This window comes from Pseudomonas oryzihabitans (assembly GCF_006384975.1).
Lineage (GTDB): Bacteria > Pseudomonadota > Gammaproteobacteria > Pseudomonadales > Pseudomonadaceae > Chryseomonas > Chryseomonas psychrotolerans_B.
In genome coordinates this window covers 2,445,270-2,460,858 of the sequence record NZ_CP021645.1, presented here as the reverse complement: position 1 = coordinate 2,460,858, position 15,589 = coordinate 2,445,270, and the positions used below count along the sequence as shown (strand labels likewise).

General features: G+C 64.2%; 17 protein-coding genes and 1 other RNA gene. 8 read left to right on the top strand and 10 right to left on the bottom strand.

Annotated elements, in window-relative coordinates:
* Window positions 1–34: 34 nt before the first annotated feature.
* The 5 genes from CCZ28_RS10935 to osmE all read right to left on the bottom strand — a co-directional run bounded on the left by CCZ28_RS10935 (window position 35) and on the right by osmE (window position 5,838).
* Window positions 35–1,063 carry a sugar ABC transporter substrate-binding protein gene (locus CCZ28_RS10935; RefSeq protein ID WP_140217963.1) on the bottom strand — a complete coding sequence of 343 codons (1,029 nt, stop codon included), beginning with the start codon at window positions 1,061–1,063 and terminating at the stop codon, window positions 35–37.
* Between the two features lie 63 nt (window positions 1,064–1,126).
* Window positions 1,127–2,371, bottom strand: a complete 1,245-nt coding sequence (locus tag CCZ28_RS10930; protein ID WP_240795259.1) for a maltoporin — start codon at window positions 2,369–2,371, stop codon at window positions 1,127–1,129.
* 347 nt (window positions 2,372–2,718) lie between these two features.
* Complete coding sequence (ilvD, locus tag CCZ28_RS10925) at window positions 2,719–4,554, bottom strand: dihydroxy-acid dehydratase (protein WP_058763677.1); 1,836 nt, start codon at window positions 4,552–4,554, stop codon at window positions 2,719–2,721.
* A 231-nt stretch (window positions 4,555–4,785) separates the two neighbouring features.
* On the bottom strand, window positions 4,786–5,307 hold the full coding sequence (locus CCZ28_RS10920; RefSeq protein ID WP_140217961.1) for a hypothetical protein: 522 nt from the start codon (window positions 5,305–5,307) through the stop codon (window positions 4,786–4,788).
* Between the two features lie 192 nt (window positions 5,308–5,499).
* Complete coding sequence (gene osmE / locus CCZ28_RS10915) at window positions 5,500–5,838, bottom strand: osmotically-inducible lipoprotein OsmE (RefSeq protein WP_058763673.1); 339 nt, start codon at window positions 5,836–5,838, stop codon at window positions 5,500–5,502.
* 278 nt (window positions 5,839–6,116) lie between these two features.
* Here osmE and CCZ28_RS10910 point away from each other — a divergent pair, with 278 nt between their 5' ends.
* Together CCZ28_RS10910 and CCZ28_RS10905 are read left to right on the top strand one after the other, a co-directional pair.
* Window positions 6,117–7,337: an N-acetylmuramoyl-L-alanine amidase gene (locus CCZ28_RS10910; protein WP_140217959.1), complete on the top strand. Its 1,221-nt coding sequence runs from the start codon at window positions 6,117–6,119 to the stop codon at window positions 7,335–7,337.
* A complete protein-coding gene (locus tag CCZ28_RS10905; protein WP_140217957.1) occupies window positions 7,334–7,738 on the top strand; it encodes a hypothetical protein in 405 nt (134 codons plus the stop codon). The genes CCZ28_RS10910 and CCZ28_RS10905 overlap by 4 nt, the downstream gene beginning before the upstream one ends.
* Window positions 7,739–7,745: 7 nt before the next feature.
* Here the strand turns inward: CCZ28_RS10905 and CCZ28_RS10900 are convergent, their stop codons facing one another.
* Complete coding sequence (locus CCZ28_RS10900; RefSeq protein WP_140217955.1) at window positions 7,746–8,399, bottom strand: sulfite oxidase-like oxidoreductase; 654 nt, start codon at window positions 8,397–8,399, stop codon at window positions 7,746–7,748.
* A 144-nt stretch (window positions 8,400–8,543) separates the two neighbouring features.
* Between CCZ28_RS10900 and CCZ28_RS10895 the strand changes: the two genes are divergently transcribed.
* The gene (locus CCZ28_RS10895) at window positions 8,544–8,780 is read left to right on the top strand and encodes a DUF2171 domain-containing protein (RefSeq protein ID WP_058763664.1); all 237 of its coding nucleotides are present in this window, start codon (window positions 8,544–8,546) and stop codon (window positions 8,778–8,780) included.
* A 62-nt stretch (window positions 8,781–8,842) separates the two neighbouring features.
* Here CCZ28_RS10895 and CCZ28_RS10890 read toward each other — a convergent pair whose 3' ends face one another.
* Genes CCZ28_RS10890 through CCZ28_RS10875 form a run of 4 tightly spaced genes read right to left on the bottom strand, consistent with a single transcriptional unit; the run spans window position 8,843 to window position 12,196 of the window.
* Window positions 8,843–9,415: a BON domain-containing protein gene (locus tag CCZ28_RS10890; protein ID WP_058763662.1), complete on the bottom strand. Its 573-nt coding sequence runs from the start codon at window positions 9,413–9,415 to the stop codon at window positions 8,843–8,845.
* A complete protein-coding gene (locus CCZ28_RS10885) occupies window positions 9,412–10,005 on the bottom strand; it encodes a phosphoheptose isomerase (protein ID WP_058763660.1) in 594 nt (197 codons plus the stop codon). The genes CCZ28_RS10890 and CCZ28_RS10885 overlap by 4 nt, the downstream gene beginning before the upstream one ends.
* A 32-nt stretch (window positions 10,006–10,037) precedes the next feature.
* The gene (locus tag CCZ28_RS10880) at window positions 10,038–10,412 is read right to left on the bottom strand and encodes a YraN family protein (protein WP_058763658.1); all 375 of its coding nucleotides are present in this window, start codon (window positions 10,410–10,412) and stop codon (window positions 10,038–10,040) included.
* On the bottom strand, window positions 10,409–12,196 hold the full coding sequence (locus tag CCZ28_RS10875; RefSeq protein WP_140217953.1) for a penicillin-binding protein activator: 1,788 nt from the start codon (window positions 12,194–12,196) through the stop codon (window positions 10,409–10,411). Before CCZ28_RS10875 ends, CCZ28_RS10880 begins: the two co-directional genes overlap by 4 nt.
* Window positions 12,197–12,319: 123 nt before the next feature.
* Between CCZ28_RS10875 and rsmI the strand changes: the two genes are divergently transcribed.
* The 5 genes from rsmI (at window position 12,320) to ftsL (ending at window position 15,561) form a co-directional block, all read left to right on the top strand.
* A complete protein-coding gene (rsmI, locus tag CCZ28_RS10870; protein WP_140217951.1) occupies window positions 12,320–13,165 on the top strand; it encodes a 16S rRNA (cytidine(1402)-2'-O)-methyltransferase in 846 nt (281 codons plus the stop codon).
* A 62-nt stretch (window positions 13,166–13,227) separates the two neighbouring features.
* Window positions 13,228–13,583: RNase P RNA component class A (gene rnpB / locus CCZ28_RS10865), an RNA gene on the top strand.
* Between the two features lie 288 nt (window positions 13,584–13,871).
* The gene (mraZ, locus tag CCZ28_RS10860; protein WP_058763651.1) at window positions 13,872–14,327 is read left to right on the top strand and encodes a division/cell wall cluster transcriptional repressor MraZ; all 456 of its coding nucleotides are present in this window, start codon (window positions 13,872–13,874) and stop codon (window positions 14,325–14,327) included.
* Between the two features lie 2 nt (window positions 14,328–14,329).
* Window positions 14,330–15,271, top strand: coding sequence for a 16S rRNA (cytosine(1402)-N(4))-methyltransferase RsmH (gene rsmH, locus CCZ28_RS10855; protein ID WP_140217950.1), 942 nt, complete (start codon window positions 14,330–14,332; stop codon window positions 15,269–15,271).
* Window positions 15,268–15,561, top strand: coding sequence for a cell division protein FtsL (gene ftsL / locus CCZ28_RS10850; protein WP_140217948.1), 294 nt, complete (start codon window positions 15,268–15,270; stop codon window positions 15,559–15,561). The genes rsmH and ftsL overlap by 4 nt, the downstream gene beginning before the upstream one ends.
* The last annotated feature ends 28 nt before the right edge of the window (window positions 15,562–15,589 follow it).

Below are 15,589 nucleotides of genomic sequence, written 5' to 3'. Positions count from 1 at the left end.
TCGATCTGGCTTCTTCAGCCGGGACGACGGACCATCAGCCCCAGCATTTCTGCAGGGCGGTCTTGCTGTCGATGGACTGGATGCCCGGCACCGGCTTGTCCGTCACCAGCTTCACCCCGGTATCGACGAAGTTCTTGCCTTCGGTCGGGGTCGGCTTCTTGCCGGTATCGGCGAAGGTCTTGATCGCCTCGATGCCCAGCGCGGCCATGTGCAGCGGATACTGCTGGGAGGTGGCGCCGATGACGCCGTCCGCCACGTTGTGCACGCCCGGGCAACCGCCATCGATGGAGACGATCAGCACGTCCTTCTCGCGGCCGACGGCCTTGAGCGCCTCGTAGGCACCAGCGGCGGCCGGTTCGTTGATGGTGTGCACCACGTTAATGGTCGGGTCCTTCTGCAGCAGATTCTCCATCGCCGCACGACCGCCTTCTTCGTTGCCGTTGGTCACGTCGTGGCCGACGATGCGCGGATCGGTCTCGTCGCCGATGACGTTCGGATCCTTGGGATCGATGCCGAAGCCGAGCATGAAGCCCTGGTCGCGTAGCACGTCCACCGAGGGTTGCGAGGCGTTCAGGTCGAGGAAGGCCACCCGGGCATCCTTGGCCTTGGCGCCCAGGGTTTCCCGTGCCCACTGGCCGATCAGCTTGCCGGCCAGCAGGTTGTCGGTGGCGAAGGTCATGTCGGCTGCACCCACCGGGTCCAGCGGAGTATCCAGGGCGATCACCAGCAGGCCGGCGTCGCGCGCCTTCTGCAGGTTGGGCACGATGCCCTTGGTATCCGAGGCGGTGATCAGGATGCCCTTGGCGCCATCGGCGATGCAGGTCTCGATGGCGGCCACCTGGCTTTCGCTGTCGCCGTCGATCTTGCCGGCATAAGCCTTGAGATTGACACCCAGCTCCTTGGCCTTGGCCGTGGCGCCTTCCTTCATCTTGACGAAGAAGGGGTTGGTGTCGGTCTTGGTGATCAGGCAGGCCGTCACCGGGGCGGCCTGGGCGGTGGTACTGGCGAGGGCGGCGGCCAACAGGCAACCGGCGAAGGACGCGAGGGAGACGGTTCTTTTCATTGTTATGCTCTCGGGTTCAGAGACAGGAACGCGACCGGCAGCACGCCGGTCGCGGTGGAGCTGTTACCACCACTGCTCGACTTGGAAGCCGATGTTGGAGCCGTGCAGGTCGCTGCCAAAGGTCCCGGTGCTCGACAGGGCCGAACCCGGATCGAACTGGTCAGCGGCGTTCTGCGCTGCTCGGTTCCAGACAGCATAGGTGTAGAACAGGCGGAATTCCGGTCGGGTCTTGAATTCCGGTCCTTTGGGCGACCAGGTGGGGGCCAGGGTCAGCTTGGTCAGCTTGCGGGTGCCGCCAGGGGCTTCCACCTGGTCGTGGCCCAGTTCGGTGGAGAACTTGAACTGGTCGTTGATGCCGTAGACCAGTCGGCCACCCAGCGAGGTCCAGCGCAGGTCGTTACCGTTGGGGCGCTTGTCCTTCTGGTACACCGCGGCTACCTGGCCACCCCAGTAGCGACTGATCTGCCAGTCGAAGAAGTCCACCACCCGGTAGGAGACGTCCGCGCTGCTCAGGGTCGGATCGCCGGTGCTGCCCAGGGCGGTGCCCGGACCCTGGCCGCGCTGCACGGCGAAGGTGTTGACGCCGCCCCAGCCCATGAAGTTGGCCTGCTTGTGCTGCAGCGTCACCGCCACGCCGCTGTTGGCATTGGGCTGGTTGGTGGGCTTGTCCAGATAGCTGACACCGATCTCCAGCGAGCCATTGGGATTGGTGTTGAAGCCGGCGACATTGAAGTCGTAGCGGTTCTGGAAGTCCTTCTGGTTCTGGTTGTCCTTGCGCGAGAAGGCCAGGCTGTACTTGAGGCCACCGATGTTGACGTCCTCGATACCGCCGCCGGTGGCGCTCTGGTTCCAGTAGAAGAAGTCGGAAATATGGATGTCGTTCCGCTTGTAGTAACGGCGGCCCGCCCAGAGGTTACCGCCGTTCAGGGCGGCGATGTTGTTCCAATAGGCATAGGCCTGGGGCATGCGGATCTCCCCATTGTCGCCATGGAAGGTCGGGGTGCGATCATACCGGTTGTTCAGGCTGGCCATGCCGTAGACACCGACGGCGGAACCGTCGTCCAGCGTGAGGACATCCTGCTTGGCCGCGAACTCGCCGTACTGCTCGCACTCGTTGCCCAGGCGGTACTTGGACTGGGCACCTTGCAGCTTGAAACAGCGCATGGAATCGCGGCCAGAGGAGTCACCCAGGCCGGCACGGAAGTAGCCGGTGGTTTCGAAGGCGTGAACGGTAGGGGCGAGGAGGAGGGTGCCTAGCAGGGATGCAGCGGAAACCCTTGCAAAGGGGATAGCCTTTTTCTTACTCATGTTTTTCCCTATTTATTGTTTTTGTATTCAGCAGAGCCTGGTCAAACCGAGTTGTGCTCCAGAAGCAGCTCTTAAGGTGTGACCATTGACGTCAACCAGACTACAAACTGGCCGCTGAATCAATTCAGCGGCAGACAGAGGGTAGCCTTTGATCACTCAACGGCCTAGCGCTGCGCTTGCGGCTAAGTGTTAGCTGAATCACAAGAAATGTTTCTGCAAAAGTAGCAAGCCAAGCAACATTGCAGCCGCTCTGGAATGGGGGCTGGCGCGTGCTGTCTAGGATGCGGAACAGAGGTGCAGCAGAGGGGGAGGGGACGACGGCTAATGCCGTCGCCCGAGTGTAGCGGTCAGCCGAGCAGTGCCTTGTCGCGCACACCACCCTTGTCGGCGCTGGTTGCCAACAGGGCATAGGCCTTGAGCGCCGTGGTGACGCGGCGAGCGCGGGGCTGGGCGGGTTTCCAGCCCAGCTTGTCCTGCTCGATACGGCGGTGGGACAGCTCCTCATCGCTCACCAGCAGGTTGATGCTGCGCTGGGGAATGTCGATGAGCACCTTGTCGCCGTCACGGACCAGGCCGATGGCGCCGCCCGCCGCGGCTTCCGGCGAAGCATGGCCGATGGACAGGCCCGAGGTGCCCCCGGAGAAGCGCCCGTCGGTGAGCAGGGCGCACTGCTTGCCCAGGCCTTTGGACTTCAGGTAGCTGGTGGGATAGAGCATCTCCTGCATGCCCGGGCCGCCCTTGGGGCCCTCGTAGCGGATGATGACGATATCGCCGGCCTTCACCTCGTCGGCGAGAATGCCGCGTACCGCGGCGTCCTGGCTTTCGAACACCTTGGCATTGCCTTCGAACACATGGATGGATTCATCCACGCCGGCGGTCTTCACCACGCAGCCGTCCAGAGCGATGTTGCCGTAGAGCACCGCCAGACCGCCTTCCTGGGAGTAGGCGTGCTCGACGCTGCGGATGCAGCCACCGGCACGGTCATCGTCCAGGCTGTCCCAGCGGGTGGACTGGCTGAAGGCTTCCTGGGTCGGAATCCCGGCCGGGCCGGCGAGGAAGAAGGTCTTTACCGCCTCGTCCTGGGTCAGGGTGATGTCCCACTTCTCGATGGCTTCGCCCAGGGTACGGCTGTGCACGGTGGGCAGATCGGTGTTGAGCAGGCCGCCACGGGCCAATTCGCCGAGAATGCTGAAGATGCCACCGGCGCGATGGACGTCTTCCATGTGGTACTTCTGGATGTTCGGCGCCACCTTGCACAGCTGCGGCACCTTGCGCGACAGGGCATCGATGTTGCGCAGGTCGAAGTCCACCTCGGCTTCCTGGGCCGCGGCCAGCAGGTGCAGGATGGTGTTGGTCGAGCCACCCATGGCGATGTCCAGGGTCATGGCGTTCTCGAAGGCCGCGAAGGAGGCGATGTTGCGCGGCAGCGCGGACTCGTCGTTTTCCTGGTAATAGCGGCGGCACAGCTCGACGATGGTGCGGCCGGCCTCGAGGAACAGCTCCTTGCGGTCGGCGTGGGTCGCCAGGGTCGAGCCGTTGCCCGGCAGGGCCAGGCCCAGGGCTTCGGTCAGGCAGTTCATGGAGTTGGCGGTGAACATGCCCGAGCAGCTGCCACAGGTGGGGCAGGCGCTGCGCTCGTATTCGGCCACCTTCTCGTCACTGGCCGAGCTGTCGGCGGCGATGACCATGGCGTCCACCAGGTCCAGGCCATGGCTGGCCAGCTTGGTCTTGCCGGCTTCCATGGGGCCGCCGGAGACGAACACCACCGGGATGTTCAGGCGCAGCGCGGCCATCAGCATGCCGGGGGTGATCTTGTCGCAATTGGAAATGCACACCAGGGCATCGGCGCAGTGGGCATTGACCATGTATTCCACGGCGTCGGCGATGATCTCGCGGCTCGGCAGCGAATAGAGCATGCCGTCGTGGCCCATGGCGATGCCATCGTCCACGGCGATGGTGTTGAATTCCTTGGCCACGCCGCCGGCCTTCTCGATCTCCCGGGCGACCAGTTGGCCGAGGTCCTTGAGATGGACGTGGCCGGGTACGAACTGGGTGAAGGAGTTGGCGATGGCGATGATCGGCTTCTTGAAGTCTTCGTCCTTCATCCCGGTGGCGCGCCAGAGCGCCCGGGCGCCAGCCATGTTGCGGCCCTGGGTGGAGGTTTTCGAGCGATAGTCAGGCATGAAGCGGCACTCCGAGGCGGCTTTCTAGGTCACGGTTCTGTTCATCGTGAGCGCAGACGGGGCACGGTGCAAACGCGGAGTGACGAATGCCGGGCCGGAGGATGGCGACGTCATGCGGGATCACCACAGGGGCACCAGGGCTCACGAACCCGCCGGAGGATGCTGGCGAGGGGGAAATGGATCATACACGCGGGCACCAGGGCTGCACAGCGGCCCTGGTGCCCGGAGGGGCTAGGGTGCTTCCTGTTCGCCGTCGGGAGCATCTTCCAGGTATTCGTCCATGGGTTCCTGGCCGGCCAGGGTCTTGAGGCTCAGTTCGACGGCTTCCGGCAGGGTGATGTCGACCTGCTGCTTGTCACCGCCTTCCAATGAGGACTCATAGCTGAGAGCGTGACGCAGATGGCCGTTCTCGAGAATGGCACCGACGCTGGCCAGTTGGGCAGCAGCAGGGGCCAGGCGCTCCAGCGCGGCCTTGGGCCAGGTCGCCTCTACGGTCGCGTTGCAGGTATAGAAGCCTGCGTCGCCACTGTCCGACGGCTCTTCCTGGGTCTTGATGTCGACCAGCGAGATCTGGCTGGCCTCCAGTGGGGGCTGGCCGGCAGCGATGTCGTCCGCGTAGATCTCGTTGATGGTCTGGGCGTATTGCTGGCGCACCAGTTCAGCGGTCTTGGCCGCATCGCAGCTGTAGTCATAGCCACCGCAGCCAGTCAGGGAAAGCACCGCAGCTGTGAGTATGAGGTGACGTCTGGACATGCCTGAATTCCTTGGAACGATGGGTAGAACGTGGCGGCGTTGGCCGGGCCTGCGTCGATCCGCAGTGCAGGACATCGGCGCAATGGGCGCGGACGGGAGCGACCATGGTGATGCCGCGCTCCCGTCCTGTCCATCAGACGCCGCCTGGGCCCTTCAGGACACTCGGCCCCAGGGGCAGGCTGGATCTCGGGCTCAGGCGCGGTCGGCGCTTTCGCAGGTTTCGAAATCCTTGCTGTCGACGCGGTTCATGCTGTCGAAGCCGATCGAGTAGACCTGCTCCTTGCCATCCTTGTTGAGCACATAGTTGTTGCAGGTGCCCGGACGATACTTGCGAGTGTAGGTACTGGACGGGGTGCCGCCAATACGCAGGACCTCGGACTTGGACATGCCTTTTTCCACCTGCTTCACCAGCGGCTGGTCGCGAAATTCGACGCGACCCACGGCGTAGTCGGTGGTGTTCTTCACCGAGGCGCAGCCCCCCAGGACGGTGCCAGCCAACAGGGCGGTCGCGACTGCAATCTTCTTGTTCATGGTGTGATCCCTTCAAAGGCGGAAGTGCCTGACACTTCGACGATGACGCCGCCGATAAATTCGCTCTCCGTCGCACTTCTCGCCGTTCGTCTTTCTGACGGACCAGCCTTTGGCTGCGGCAAGTGACTGTATCTAAAGCTGATTCTTCAAACGAACGCTATATCACGGTTTTTTAAGGAATATTTTGCTCGAACGGCAGTTGACAGGAGTCGGGTGGCAGGCGATCTTTGTCGTTATGTTGTAACTCCCTGTCGTTTCTCGTTTCTCGCGAGGACCCCATGAATCGCCGTCGTCTGCTCAATCTGATCCTGGCTGGCATGACCTTGCCCGTCGGGTTACCGGTATTTGCCGCCCGGCAACAACTCAAGGACGCCCGGGCCTGGCAGGACGCTGAAAAGCTCCGCCTGGTCTTCGACCTCACTGGCCCGGTCCGCTACAAGACCTTCACCCTGGTCGCACCGGATCGCATCATTATCGATCTCGCCGATACCCAGGCGCCGGCGATGCTCAATCACCTGGCCCTGCAAGGTTCGCCGGTACGGGCCGTGCGCAGCGCGCGCTACGGCGCTCAGGACACCCGCGTGGTGCTCGAACTGGCCCATCCGGTGGAGATGGAAAGCTTCATCCTCGGCCCCGGTGAAGGGGCGGCCAGCCGCCTGGTACTCGACCTCAAGCGCGCCGGTGCGCCTACCGTGGCAGCACGCCAGCCCGTCGACCCCGAACCGCCGCTGGAAGTGAAGCGCGGCAAGGGCCTGGCCACCGGGCGCGATATCGTGGTGGTGGTCGACGCCGGCCATGGTGGCAAGGATCCTGGTGCCTTGAGCGCTCGCGGTGACCGGGAAAAGGACATCGCCCTGATCGTGGCCCAGAACCTGGCGCGGCGCATCAACCTGCAGAAGGGCTTCAAGGCCAAGTTGGTGCGCAACGACGACTTCTTCGTGCCGCTGCGCAAGCGCGTCGAGGTCGCACGCAGCTACAACGCCGATATGTTCGTCTCGGTACACGCCGATGCCGCGCCGCGGCGCACGGCCTATGGTGCCTCGGTCTATGCCCTGTCCGAGCGGGGAGCGACCTCCACCACGGCGCGCTTCCTGGCCGACAGCGAGAACAACGTCGATCTGATCGGAGCCAACGAGATCCTCAAGGGGCGCGATCCCATGCTCGCCGGGGTGCTGCTGGACATGTCGATGAACGCCACCATCTCCTCCAGCCTGGATCTGGGCCACAAGGTGCTGGGGCAGCTTTCGAACATCACCAGCCTGCACCAGAAACGGGTGGAGCAGGCTGGCTTCGCCGTACTCAAATCGCCGGACATCCCCTCGATTCTGGTCGAGACGGGCTTCATCTCCAATGATCGCGACTGCCGTCGGCTGCTCGACAGCCGTCATCAGAAGCAATTGGCCGACTCGATCTTCGCCGGGTTGCACGGCTACTTCCAGGAGCGGCCGCCGCTGGGCAGCTACCTGGCCAGCCTGAAGAACAACCAAGGAGTGACATGAGTTTGCAAGACAAGGTACGCCGCTACTGGCGGGTGGCGGTATTGGCGATAGGCGCCCTGTGCGTCGTGGCGGGTTTGATCGGCTATGGCAAGAGCGGTGGTGACAAAACGACCAGCGCCCAGGAAAGCTTCGTCAACAAGGTCTGGCAGATCAAGACCAGCAACGGCATCGAACCCGGCATGCTGTACGTCTTCCTCAGCGACGGCACTCTGGTAATGGCATCGCCCAGCAGCCAACCGTCGCTGGGTCGTTGGGCGCGCACCGAAAAGGGGCTGAACCTCATCGAGGAAGGCATCACCTACCCGACGGAAATCCTCAGCCTCAAGCGCGACGAATTCCGCATCCGCAGCCTCAATCCGGGTGATCCCGTGGAGTTGCAGCTGGCTCCGGCGGCGCCCTAGGGCGTCGTCAGGCGTCCTCGGAGTAGCGTTGTTCCTGCCAGGGGTCGCCACGGTCGTGGTAGCCACGCATTTCCCAGAAGCCTGGCGTATCGCCCACCCGGAAGTCGATGCGTCTTAGCCACTTGGCGCTTTTCCACAGATAGAGATGCGGGATCAGTGCCCGGACCGGGCCGCCGTGCTCGGCGGTCAGCGGCTGGCCTTCCCAGCTGTGCACCAGCATGGCCCCGGGCGCGGCGAAATCGGCCAGGGGCAGGTTGGTGATGTAGCCGTCGTAGCTGTGCAGCAGTACATGGGTCGCCTCCTCGCGCGGCTGCACCTCGTCCAGTAATTCGCTGACCGGCAAACCCATCCAGTGATTGTCGTAGCGCGACCAGGTGGTGACGCAGTGCATGTCGCTGACCGCGTGCGTGGTCGCCCGCGCCGCGAAGGTTGCCCAGTTCCAGCGCAGCGTCTGGCGGACCGCGCCGGTCACCGCTAGCTGCCAGCGTTCACGGCTGACTTCCGGTCGTACGCCCAGGTCCAGTACCGGCCAGTTGCTGACGCGATGTTGGCCGGGCGGCAGGCGTTCGCTTTCCGGGCGGGCGCTATGGCCGGTCAGGAAGCGTCCCTCCTGGGCCCAGCGCTCCTTGGCGCGGGTCAGTTTGCTCGGTTCGTCGCTCATTGCAGGATCCTCTCGCGTTCTGAGCTTATGACCATGCCAATGGCCTTTCGTCGGCGGCAGGCGAACCCAGGCGGAGCTCTACACCTCCTATCTTGCAGGCGCTCTGCAAGAGGCCTTTCCCTTCAAACTGCCGGAGAAACGACCATGGTAGATGCAACCCAGATCAAAGAGCATGCGGAAGTCGTAGGTTCGGACGGCGAACACGTAGGCACCGTCGACCACCTGGAAGGCGCCGATCGCATCAAGCTGACCAAGCGCGACCAGGATGCCCAGGGCAAGCATCATTACATTCCGCTGAGCTGGGTGCAGTCGGTGGAAGGCACCCAGGTGCGCCTGGTCAAGACGCGCGATGAAGCCGAGCGCGAGTGGCAGGCTGCCTGATAACTACAGCCGCCCATGAAAAAGCCCCGCCGGAGCGGGGCTTTTTCATGGGCGATGAGGCATCAGTTGATGTATTCGAACAGCTTCACGATGCGCTGGACGCCCGAGACGCTCTGAATCAACTGCACGGCATGTGCGGCTTCCTGCTGGGTCACCAGGCCCAACAGATAGACGATGCCGTTCTCCGTCACCACCTTGATACGCGAACCGGGGATGTCCTCGTCGGCGAACATCTGCGTCTTGATGCGGGTGGTCAGCCAGGCGTCGTTGCTGCGCGCCAGCATTGAGGAATTGGCGGTGACCTGCAATTCATCGTGCACGGTCTTGACCCGCTGCACGCTGCGGACCGCCTGCTCAGCCAGCGGCTTGAGATCGGCACGGGGGACCTGGCCGGCGATCAGCACCACGCCGTTGTAGCTCACCACCACGATGTGCGAGTCGGCCAGACCCGGACTGGCCTTGGCGATGTTGACCGCGGCCTTGGTCTCGATCAGGGCATCGTCGACGGTGCTGCCCAGGGTACGGGTGCCACGGTTGTCGTCGATGGGCTTGTCGCGGCTGGCGGTGACCACGTTGCTGCAGCCGGCCACGACGAAGGACAGCGCCAGCAGGGCGAGCAGAGGAGCTTTCTTCATTCTTCGCTTCCAAACAGTTGCTGATCGATCTGGTCGCACAGGCAGTGGATCACCAAGAGGTGCACTTCCTGGATGCGGGCGGTGACCTTGGAGGGTACGCGGATCTCGACGTCTTCGGGCAGCAGCAGCGAAGCCATGCCGCCACCGTCGCGGCCGGTGAGGGCGACCACGGTCATCTCACGGTCGTGAGCGGCCTGAATCGCCTGGATCACGTTGGCCGAATTGCCGCTGGTGGAGATGGCCAAGAGGATGTCGCCGGGTTGGCCCAGAGCGCGAATCTGCTTGGAAAACACCTCGTTGTAGCTGTAGTCGTTGGCGATGGAGGTCAGCGTCGAGGTATCGGTGGTGAGGGCCAAGGCCGGCAGGCTGGGGCGTTCGCGCTCGAAGCGATTCAGCAGTTCGGAGGAGAAGTGCTGGGCGTCGCCGGCGGAGCCGCCATTGCCGCAGGTGAGGATCTTGCCTTCGTTGAGCAGGGCCGCAACCATGACTTGGCTGGCCAGATCGATATGAGGAATCAGGACTTCCATGGCCTGACGCTTGGTTTCGATGCTGTCCCGGAAGAGTTTCTGGATGCGGGCGTGGGTGTCCATCGCGATATCTTTGACCTGTGCAGTGGGGGGCCTCAGGCCTCGAAGGCTTGGGTGATCCATTCGAGTGCCTGAGGGGAGGCGTCGGCCCCGGGGCCGATCGCGATCACGTCGAAACGACAGGGCCGCTTGGCCCAGCGCGCTTCGGATTGCAGAAAGAGGGCTGCGCTGTTGACCAGACGCTGCCGCTTGCGGGCATCTATGCTCTCCGCGGCGCCACCCCAGGCGGCATGCCGACGGGCGCGTACCTCGACGAATACTACTGTATCGCCGTCGAGCATGACCAGATCGAGCTCGCCACCGCGCCAGCGCCAGTTGCGGGTGATCAGGCGCAGGCCGCGCGTCTGCAGGAACTGCAGGGCGCGGTCTTCGCCGTCCTTGCCGCGCTGGAGGTGCGCCGCCTGTTTCACGGCGTGCTGAGCGACGGCGGGATGCTGGCAGCCGGCAACGAGGCGCTACTGGCTGGCAGCGGCTGGGCCACGCCATTGCGGAATACCGCCCAGGGCAGATCCCGGACCACGCGCTGGTCGGCGGCGACGCTCAGGTCGCCCGACAGCCCCGGCAGCTCGGAGTTGGGCAGGGCCTTGAGTTGCTGCAGATGCAGCGCCAGCAGATAGGCGTCGGCGCCCATGGCGTAGAGCCGGCCGATACTGGTAGCGGCTTGCGGCCATTGGGCGGTGATCTTGGCGCGCAACGGATTGCTGGAATCGAGCAGCCAGGGCGTTTCGCAGAACATGATGCCGTTCAGGTCCTGATTCACCCCGGGTTCGTTGACCCCGCTATTGAGGTTGGAGGTGGCATACACCGGCAGGTCGCGGGCGTTCTGGTAGGCCAGGATAGGGTTGATCTGGCGCGCCTGTGCCGGGGTCGCCGCGAGGAAGATGAAGTCCATGCCCTGGCGCATCTGCAGCAGGCTACTGATGCGATTGGCGATCTCGACCGGCTGGCCGATCCGCTCGGCAGCTACCAGGCGGCCACCCAGCTTCTGCCATTCGTCCTGAAAGGCGGCCAGCACGCGGGTGCCCCAGTCGCCCTGGGGCACCAGGGCGCCCGCGCTGCGCTTGCCATCGGCCCAGGCACGGCGCGCGGCGTCGCGGGCTTCATCCTCGGCGGCCAGGCCGAACTGGAACAGCTGTGGCGGCTGAGCGCCCTGGCCGTCGCCATAGTTCAGGGCAAGGGTATTGATAGGCAGTTGAGGACGGTCGCCCAATTGCTTGACCAGGTTCTTTTCCAGCGGGCCGACCACCAGTTGGATGCCTGCCGCCTGGGCTTGGCGGTAGAAGTTGTCCAGGCTGCCGATCTGGGTGCTGTCGTACAGCGTCACGGCAGGGGCGGGCTGGCCGGCGGCCAGGGCTTCGTAGCGGGCGGCCATGAAGCCGTCCTGCAGGGCGCGGGACACTCCGGCGAGCTGGCCTTGCATGGGTAGCAACAGCGCCACGCGGTTGAGTGGCTCCCGCGCCAGGGTCTTCAGGCGCTCCAGGTCGTCGGGCAGTTGCTGCGCGGCAGGGTGACCGGGATGCTGCTTCTGCCACTCTTCGATGGCGGCCAGTTGCTGGTCCAGTGCCAGGTTGCCGCGCGTCACGGCGGCCAGGGCCAGCCAGCCGTTGAGATCGGCATCCTTGACGTTCTGCCGGAGCTGGGCGTCCGGCAGGCTACTCACCAGTTGCCAGATCCGCTCGCGGTTTTGGTGGGCTGCCTCGCCCTGTAGCAAGGGGCCGATGAAGACGCGCTCCTGGGCGGCGGCGAGCGGCTGGTCGTTGGCCGCCAGGGCCTCGGCCTTGGTCAGGCCGCTACGGATCTGCTGTTGCGCCGGCAACTCGCCCAGTTGGGCGAAGCTCGCATCATTGAAGCGCTTGAGCGCCTGGGCGGGTTGCTTGTCCAGCAGGTCGAGCTGGGCCAGCAACGTCTGGGCAAAGATCTGCTGCGCCGGCTTGAGGCCTTGCAGGTTGATCATGCCCAGAATCTGCCGCGCCTCGCGGCTGTTCTGCTGTGCATAGGCCTTGTCGGCTGCGGTCAGGCGCAGCAGGTTGGCCTGTTCGGATTGGCTGCCACCGGCCTGGTTCAACAGTTGCTCGATACTGGCCTGGCTGGGCTGGGGCAGCTCGCCGAGGGAGTTGGTGACGGGGGCACTGCTGCACGCGGCGAGCAGGGCGAAGGCGGTGGCGCAGAGCAGCGGGCGCAGGCGGAACTTCATGCGGTGGTTCCTGAGCAATTGTCTGGAAAGGAGGCGATTGTCTCACAGCACCCAGGCGCTGCGAACGCCGGGGGCAAGAGCGGCGTACACTGTTGGGCTATTTCCAGTCCGTCAGGTTTCATCATGATTTCGCCGGGTACTCTTTATGTGGTTGCCACCCCCATCGGCAACCTGGACGACATCACCGCCCGAGCCCTCAAGGTCTTGCGCGACGTGGCGCTGATCGCCGCCGAAGACACCCGCCATTCGGCGCGCCTGCTGCGACATTTCGGCATCGAAACACCGCTGGTGGCCTGCCATGATCATAACGAGCGCGATGCCGGCGGGCGCTTCATCGCGCGGCTGCAGGCCGGGGACGATGTCGCCCTGATCTCCGACGCGGGTACGCCGCTGATCTCGGATCCGGGCTTTCATCTGGTACGCGCGGCCCGTGCCGAGGGGATCAGGGTCTCACCGGTGCCGGGCGCCTGCGCCCTGATCGCGGCACTCTCCGCGGCCGGTCTGCCCTCCGACCGTTTCAGCTTCGAAGGTTTCCTGCCGGCCAAGGCGGTGGGTCGCCAGGGGCGGCTGGCCGCGCTGCGCGAAGATCCACGTACCCTCATCTTCTATGAAGCACCCCACCGTCTCGAAGAGTGCGTCGCCGACATGGTGACCACCTTCGGCCCCGACCGGCACCTCGTGCTCGGCCGCGAGCTGACCAAGACCTTCGAGACCTTGCGTGGCCTGCCCGCCGGGGAACTGCTCGCCTGGATTCGCGAAGACCTGGATCAGCAGCGTGGCGAATGCGTGCTGCTGGTGGCTGGCTGGGCGGCCCCCGAGGACGCCGAGGTCGATGCCGAAACGCTGCGCATCCTGGATCTGCTGCTGGCCGAGCTGCCGGTCAAGCGCGCCGCGGCCCTGGCCGCGCAGATCACCGGCGCGCGCAAGAACCTGCTCTACCAACTGGCGCTGGAACGCAAGGCCGAGTGAACGGCGCTTTGGTGACATCTGTCCTTGTTATCTCGCGGCACTCTCTATACCCTTGCGCCGCGAGAGCCGACCGGGCAGTCGCTGTCGTGATCCGCAAGGGTTGCGAGGGAGGAAAGTCCGGGCTCCATAGGGCGAGGTGCCAGGTAACGCCTGGGAGGCGTGAGCCTACGGAAAGTGCCACAGAAAATAACCGCCTAAGCGCGCAAGCGCCGGTAAGGGTGAAAAGGTGCGGTAAGAGCGCACCGCACGGCTGGCAACAGTTCGTGGCTAGGTAAACCCCACCTGGAGCAAGACCAAATAGGAATCCATAGGCGTGGCCCGCGCTGGATTCGGGTAGGTCGCTAGAGGCAGCCAGCGATGGTTGTCCCAGAGGAATGACTGTCCTCGACAGAACCCGGCTTACAGGTCGGCTCTCGCACTCTCTCCCTCCAGGCCGCTGCGCCTGGCGTCAAGACTTACCTCTTCACACATCACTTTAATCAATCACGCCAATTGATTGACTTCATTTCCGTTTGTCGGAAATCGATGTCGTCCGCCCTGGTCGTGAACTCGTGCAATTTGCTCGAAATCCACGTCCCACGCGGCCTCCGAACCCCTTCGCTTACCTTGACTGCAAGAGGGCCTCCTCAATATAGTGGCGGCCGGTGGTACGAAGTGGGGCGAAGTGGGATTTAATGGCAAGGACAGCTTATTAGAGGACGCGAAATTGTTCCGGGGAGCGAACGCCATCAGTCTCGACGCCAAGGGGCGCGCCGCGATGCCGAGCCGGTATCGCGACGAGCTCATGGAGCGTTGTGCCGGCCAGCTCATCGTGACGATCGATGCCGTCGATCCCTGCCTCTGCGTCTATCCGCTTCCTGAGTGGGAAATCATTGAAAGCAAGCTGCGGCAGTTGCCCTCGCTACGTGAGGAAACTCGCCGCTTGCAGCGTTTGCTGATCGGTAATGCGGTGGATCTGGAACTCGACGGCAGTGGTCGTTTCCTGGTTCCGCCGCGCCTGCGTGACTACGCCAAGCTGGACCGGCGCGTGATGCTGGTCGGGCAGCTCAACAAGTTCCAGTTATGGGATGAGGACGCCTGGAGCGCCGTGTGCGATGCGGATCTCCAGGCAATTAAGGAACCCGGCGGTATGCCGGATGAAATGCGCGATTTGATCCTGTGACCATGAACCCAGTCTTCCACCACGTCTCCGTTCTGCTGGACGAGGCCGTACAGGCGTTAGCGATCCAGCCTGCCGGTCGTTATCTGGACGGCACCTTCGGCCGCGGCGGGCACAGCCGGGCCGTGTTGCGCCTGCTGGGTGGGGAAGGGCGGCTGCTGGGTTTCGACAAGGACCCCCAGGCGATCGCCGCGGGCCAGGCCCTGGCTGCCGAGGATTCCCGCTTCGAGATCGTCCAGCGCAGCTTCGCCGAACTCGGTGACGAACTGGTCAGTCGCGGCTGGGCCGGTCAGGTCGATGGCGTACTGCTGGATCTGGGTGTGTCCTCACCGCAGCTCGACGACCCCGAACGGGGCTTCAGCTTCATGCAGGACGGCCCGCTGGACATGCGCATGGACCCGAGTCGGGGCCAGAGCGCCGCTGCCTGGATCGCCACGGCCGCCGAGGCCGACATCGCCCAGGTATTCAAGGAATTCGGCGAAGAGCGCTTCGCCAAGCGCATGGCCCGCGCCGTGGTGCAGCGCCGTGAGGTGCAACCCTTCGAGCGCACCGCCGACCTGGCCAAGGTGCTCACCGAGGCCAATCCGGCTTGGGAAAAAGGCAAACATCCCGCCACCCGTGCCTTCCAGGGCCTGCGCATCTATATCAATCGTGAATTGAGCGACCTGGAACAGGGCCTGCAGGCTGCCTACGAGCAGTTGGCGGTCGGCGGCCGCCTGGTGGTGATCAGCTTCCACTCCCTCGAAGATCGCATCGTCAAACAGTTCATGCGCCGGCTGGCCAAGGGCGAAGCCGATCAGCTGCCACGCGACCTGCCCATCCGCGCCATCCCGTTCGAGCCCTCGTTGCGCCTGCTCGGCAAGCCCGTCTATGCCAGCGAAGGTGAACTGGCCGCCAATCCCCGTGCCCGCAGCGCCGTCATGCGCGTTGCCGAGAAACTGAAATGAGCCGCCTGTTCGTGAAGAAACTGCCAATGGGCAGCAGCGTCATGCTGGTGCTCTTCGCGGGCGTACTGCTTTCGGCGGTGGCGGTGGCCTACAGTGCCCATTGGAATCGCCAACTGCTCAACACCCTCTATGGCGAGATGGCCATCCGCGATAAGGCCCAGGCCGAGTACGGCCGTCTGCTGCTGGAGCAGAGCACCTGGACCGCCCATAGTCGTGTCGAAGCCCTGGCCAGCGGCCAGTTGCAGATGCGCATTCCCGATCCGTCCGAAATCCGGATGGTCAATCCGTGAAGGGCCTGGTCGCGCGCCTGCCCTGGCG

Coding starts and splice junctions, on each gene's coding strand:
- CCZ28_RS10890 (WP_058763662.1), bottom strand. CDS start 9,415: ATGAAGAAAGCTCCTCTGCTCGCCCTGCTGGCGCTGTCCTTCGTCGTG.
- CCZ28_RS10895 (WP_058763664.1), top strand. CDS start 8,544: ATGGTAGATGCAACCCAGATCAAAGAGCATGCGGAAGTCGTAGGTTCG.
- CCZ28_RS10920 (WP_140217961.1), bottom strand. CDS start 5,307: ATGTCCAGACGTCACCTCATACTCACAGCTGCGGTGCTTTCCCTGACT.
- CCZ28_RS10930 (WP_240795259.1), bottom strand. CDS start 2,371: ATGAGTAAGAAAAAGGCTATCCCCTTTGCAAGGGTTTCCGCTGCATCC.
- rsmH (WP_140217950.1), top strand. CDS start 14,330: ATGAACCCAGTCTTCCACCACGTCTCCGTTCTGCTGGACGAGGCCGTA.
- CCZ28_RS10900 (WP_140217955.1), bottom strand. CDS start 8,399: ATGAGCGACGAACCGAGCAAACTGACCCGCGCCAAGGAGCGCTGGGCC.
- CCZ28_RS10885 (WP_058763660.1), bottom strand. CDS start 10,005: ATGGACACCCACGCCCGCATCCAGAAACTCTTCCGGGACAGCATCGAA.
- CCZ28_RS10935 (WP_140217963.1), bottom strand. CDS start 1,063: ATGAAAAGAACCGTCTCCCTCGCGTCCTTCGCCGGTTGCCTGTTGGCC.
- ftsL (WP_140217948.1), top strand. CDS start 15,268: ATGAGCCGCCTGTTCGTGAAGAAACTGCCAATGGGCAGCAGCGTCATG.
- rsmI (WP_140217951.1), top strand. CDS start 12,320: ATGATTTCGCCGGGTACTCTTTATGTGGTTGCCACCCCCATCGGCAAC.
- ilvD (WP_058763677.1), bottom strand. CDS start 4,554: ATGCCTGACTATCGCTCGAAAACCTCCACCCAGGGCCGCAACATGGCT.
- CCZ28_RS10875 (WP_140217953.1), bottom strand. CDS start 12,196: ATGAAGTTCCGCCTGCGCCCGCTGCTCTGCGCCACCGCCTTCGCCCTG.
- CCZ28_RS10910 (WP_140217959.1), top strand. CDS start 6,117: ATGAATCGCCGTCGTCTGCTCAATCTGATCCTGGCTGGCATGACCTTG.
- osmE (WP_058763673.1), bottom strand. CDS start 5,838: ATGAACAAGAAGATTGCAGTCGCGACCGCCCTGTTGGCTGGCACCGTC.
- CCZ28_RS10905 (WP_140217957.1), top strand. CDS start 7,334: ATGAGTTTGCAAGACAAGGTACGCCGCTACTGGCGGGTGGCGGTATTG.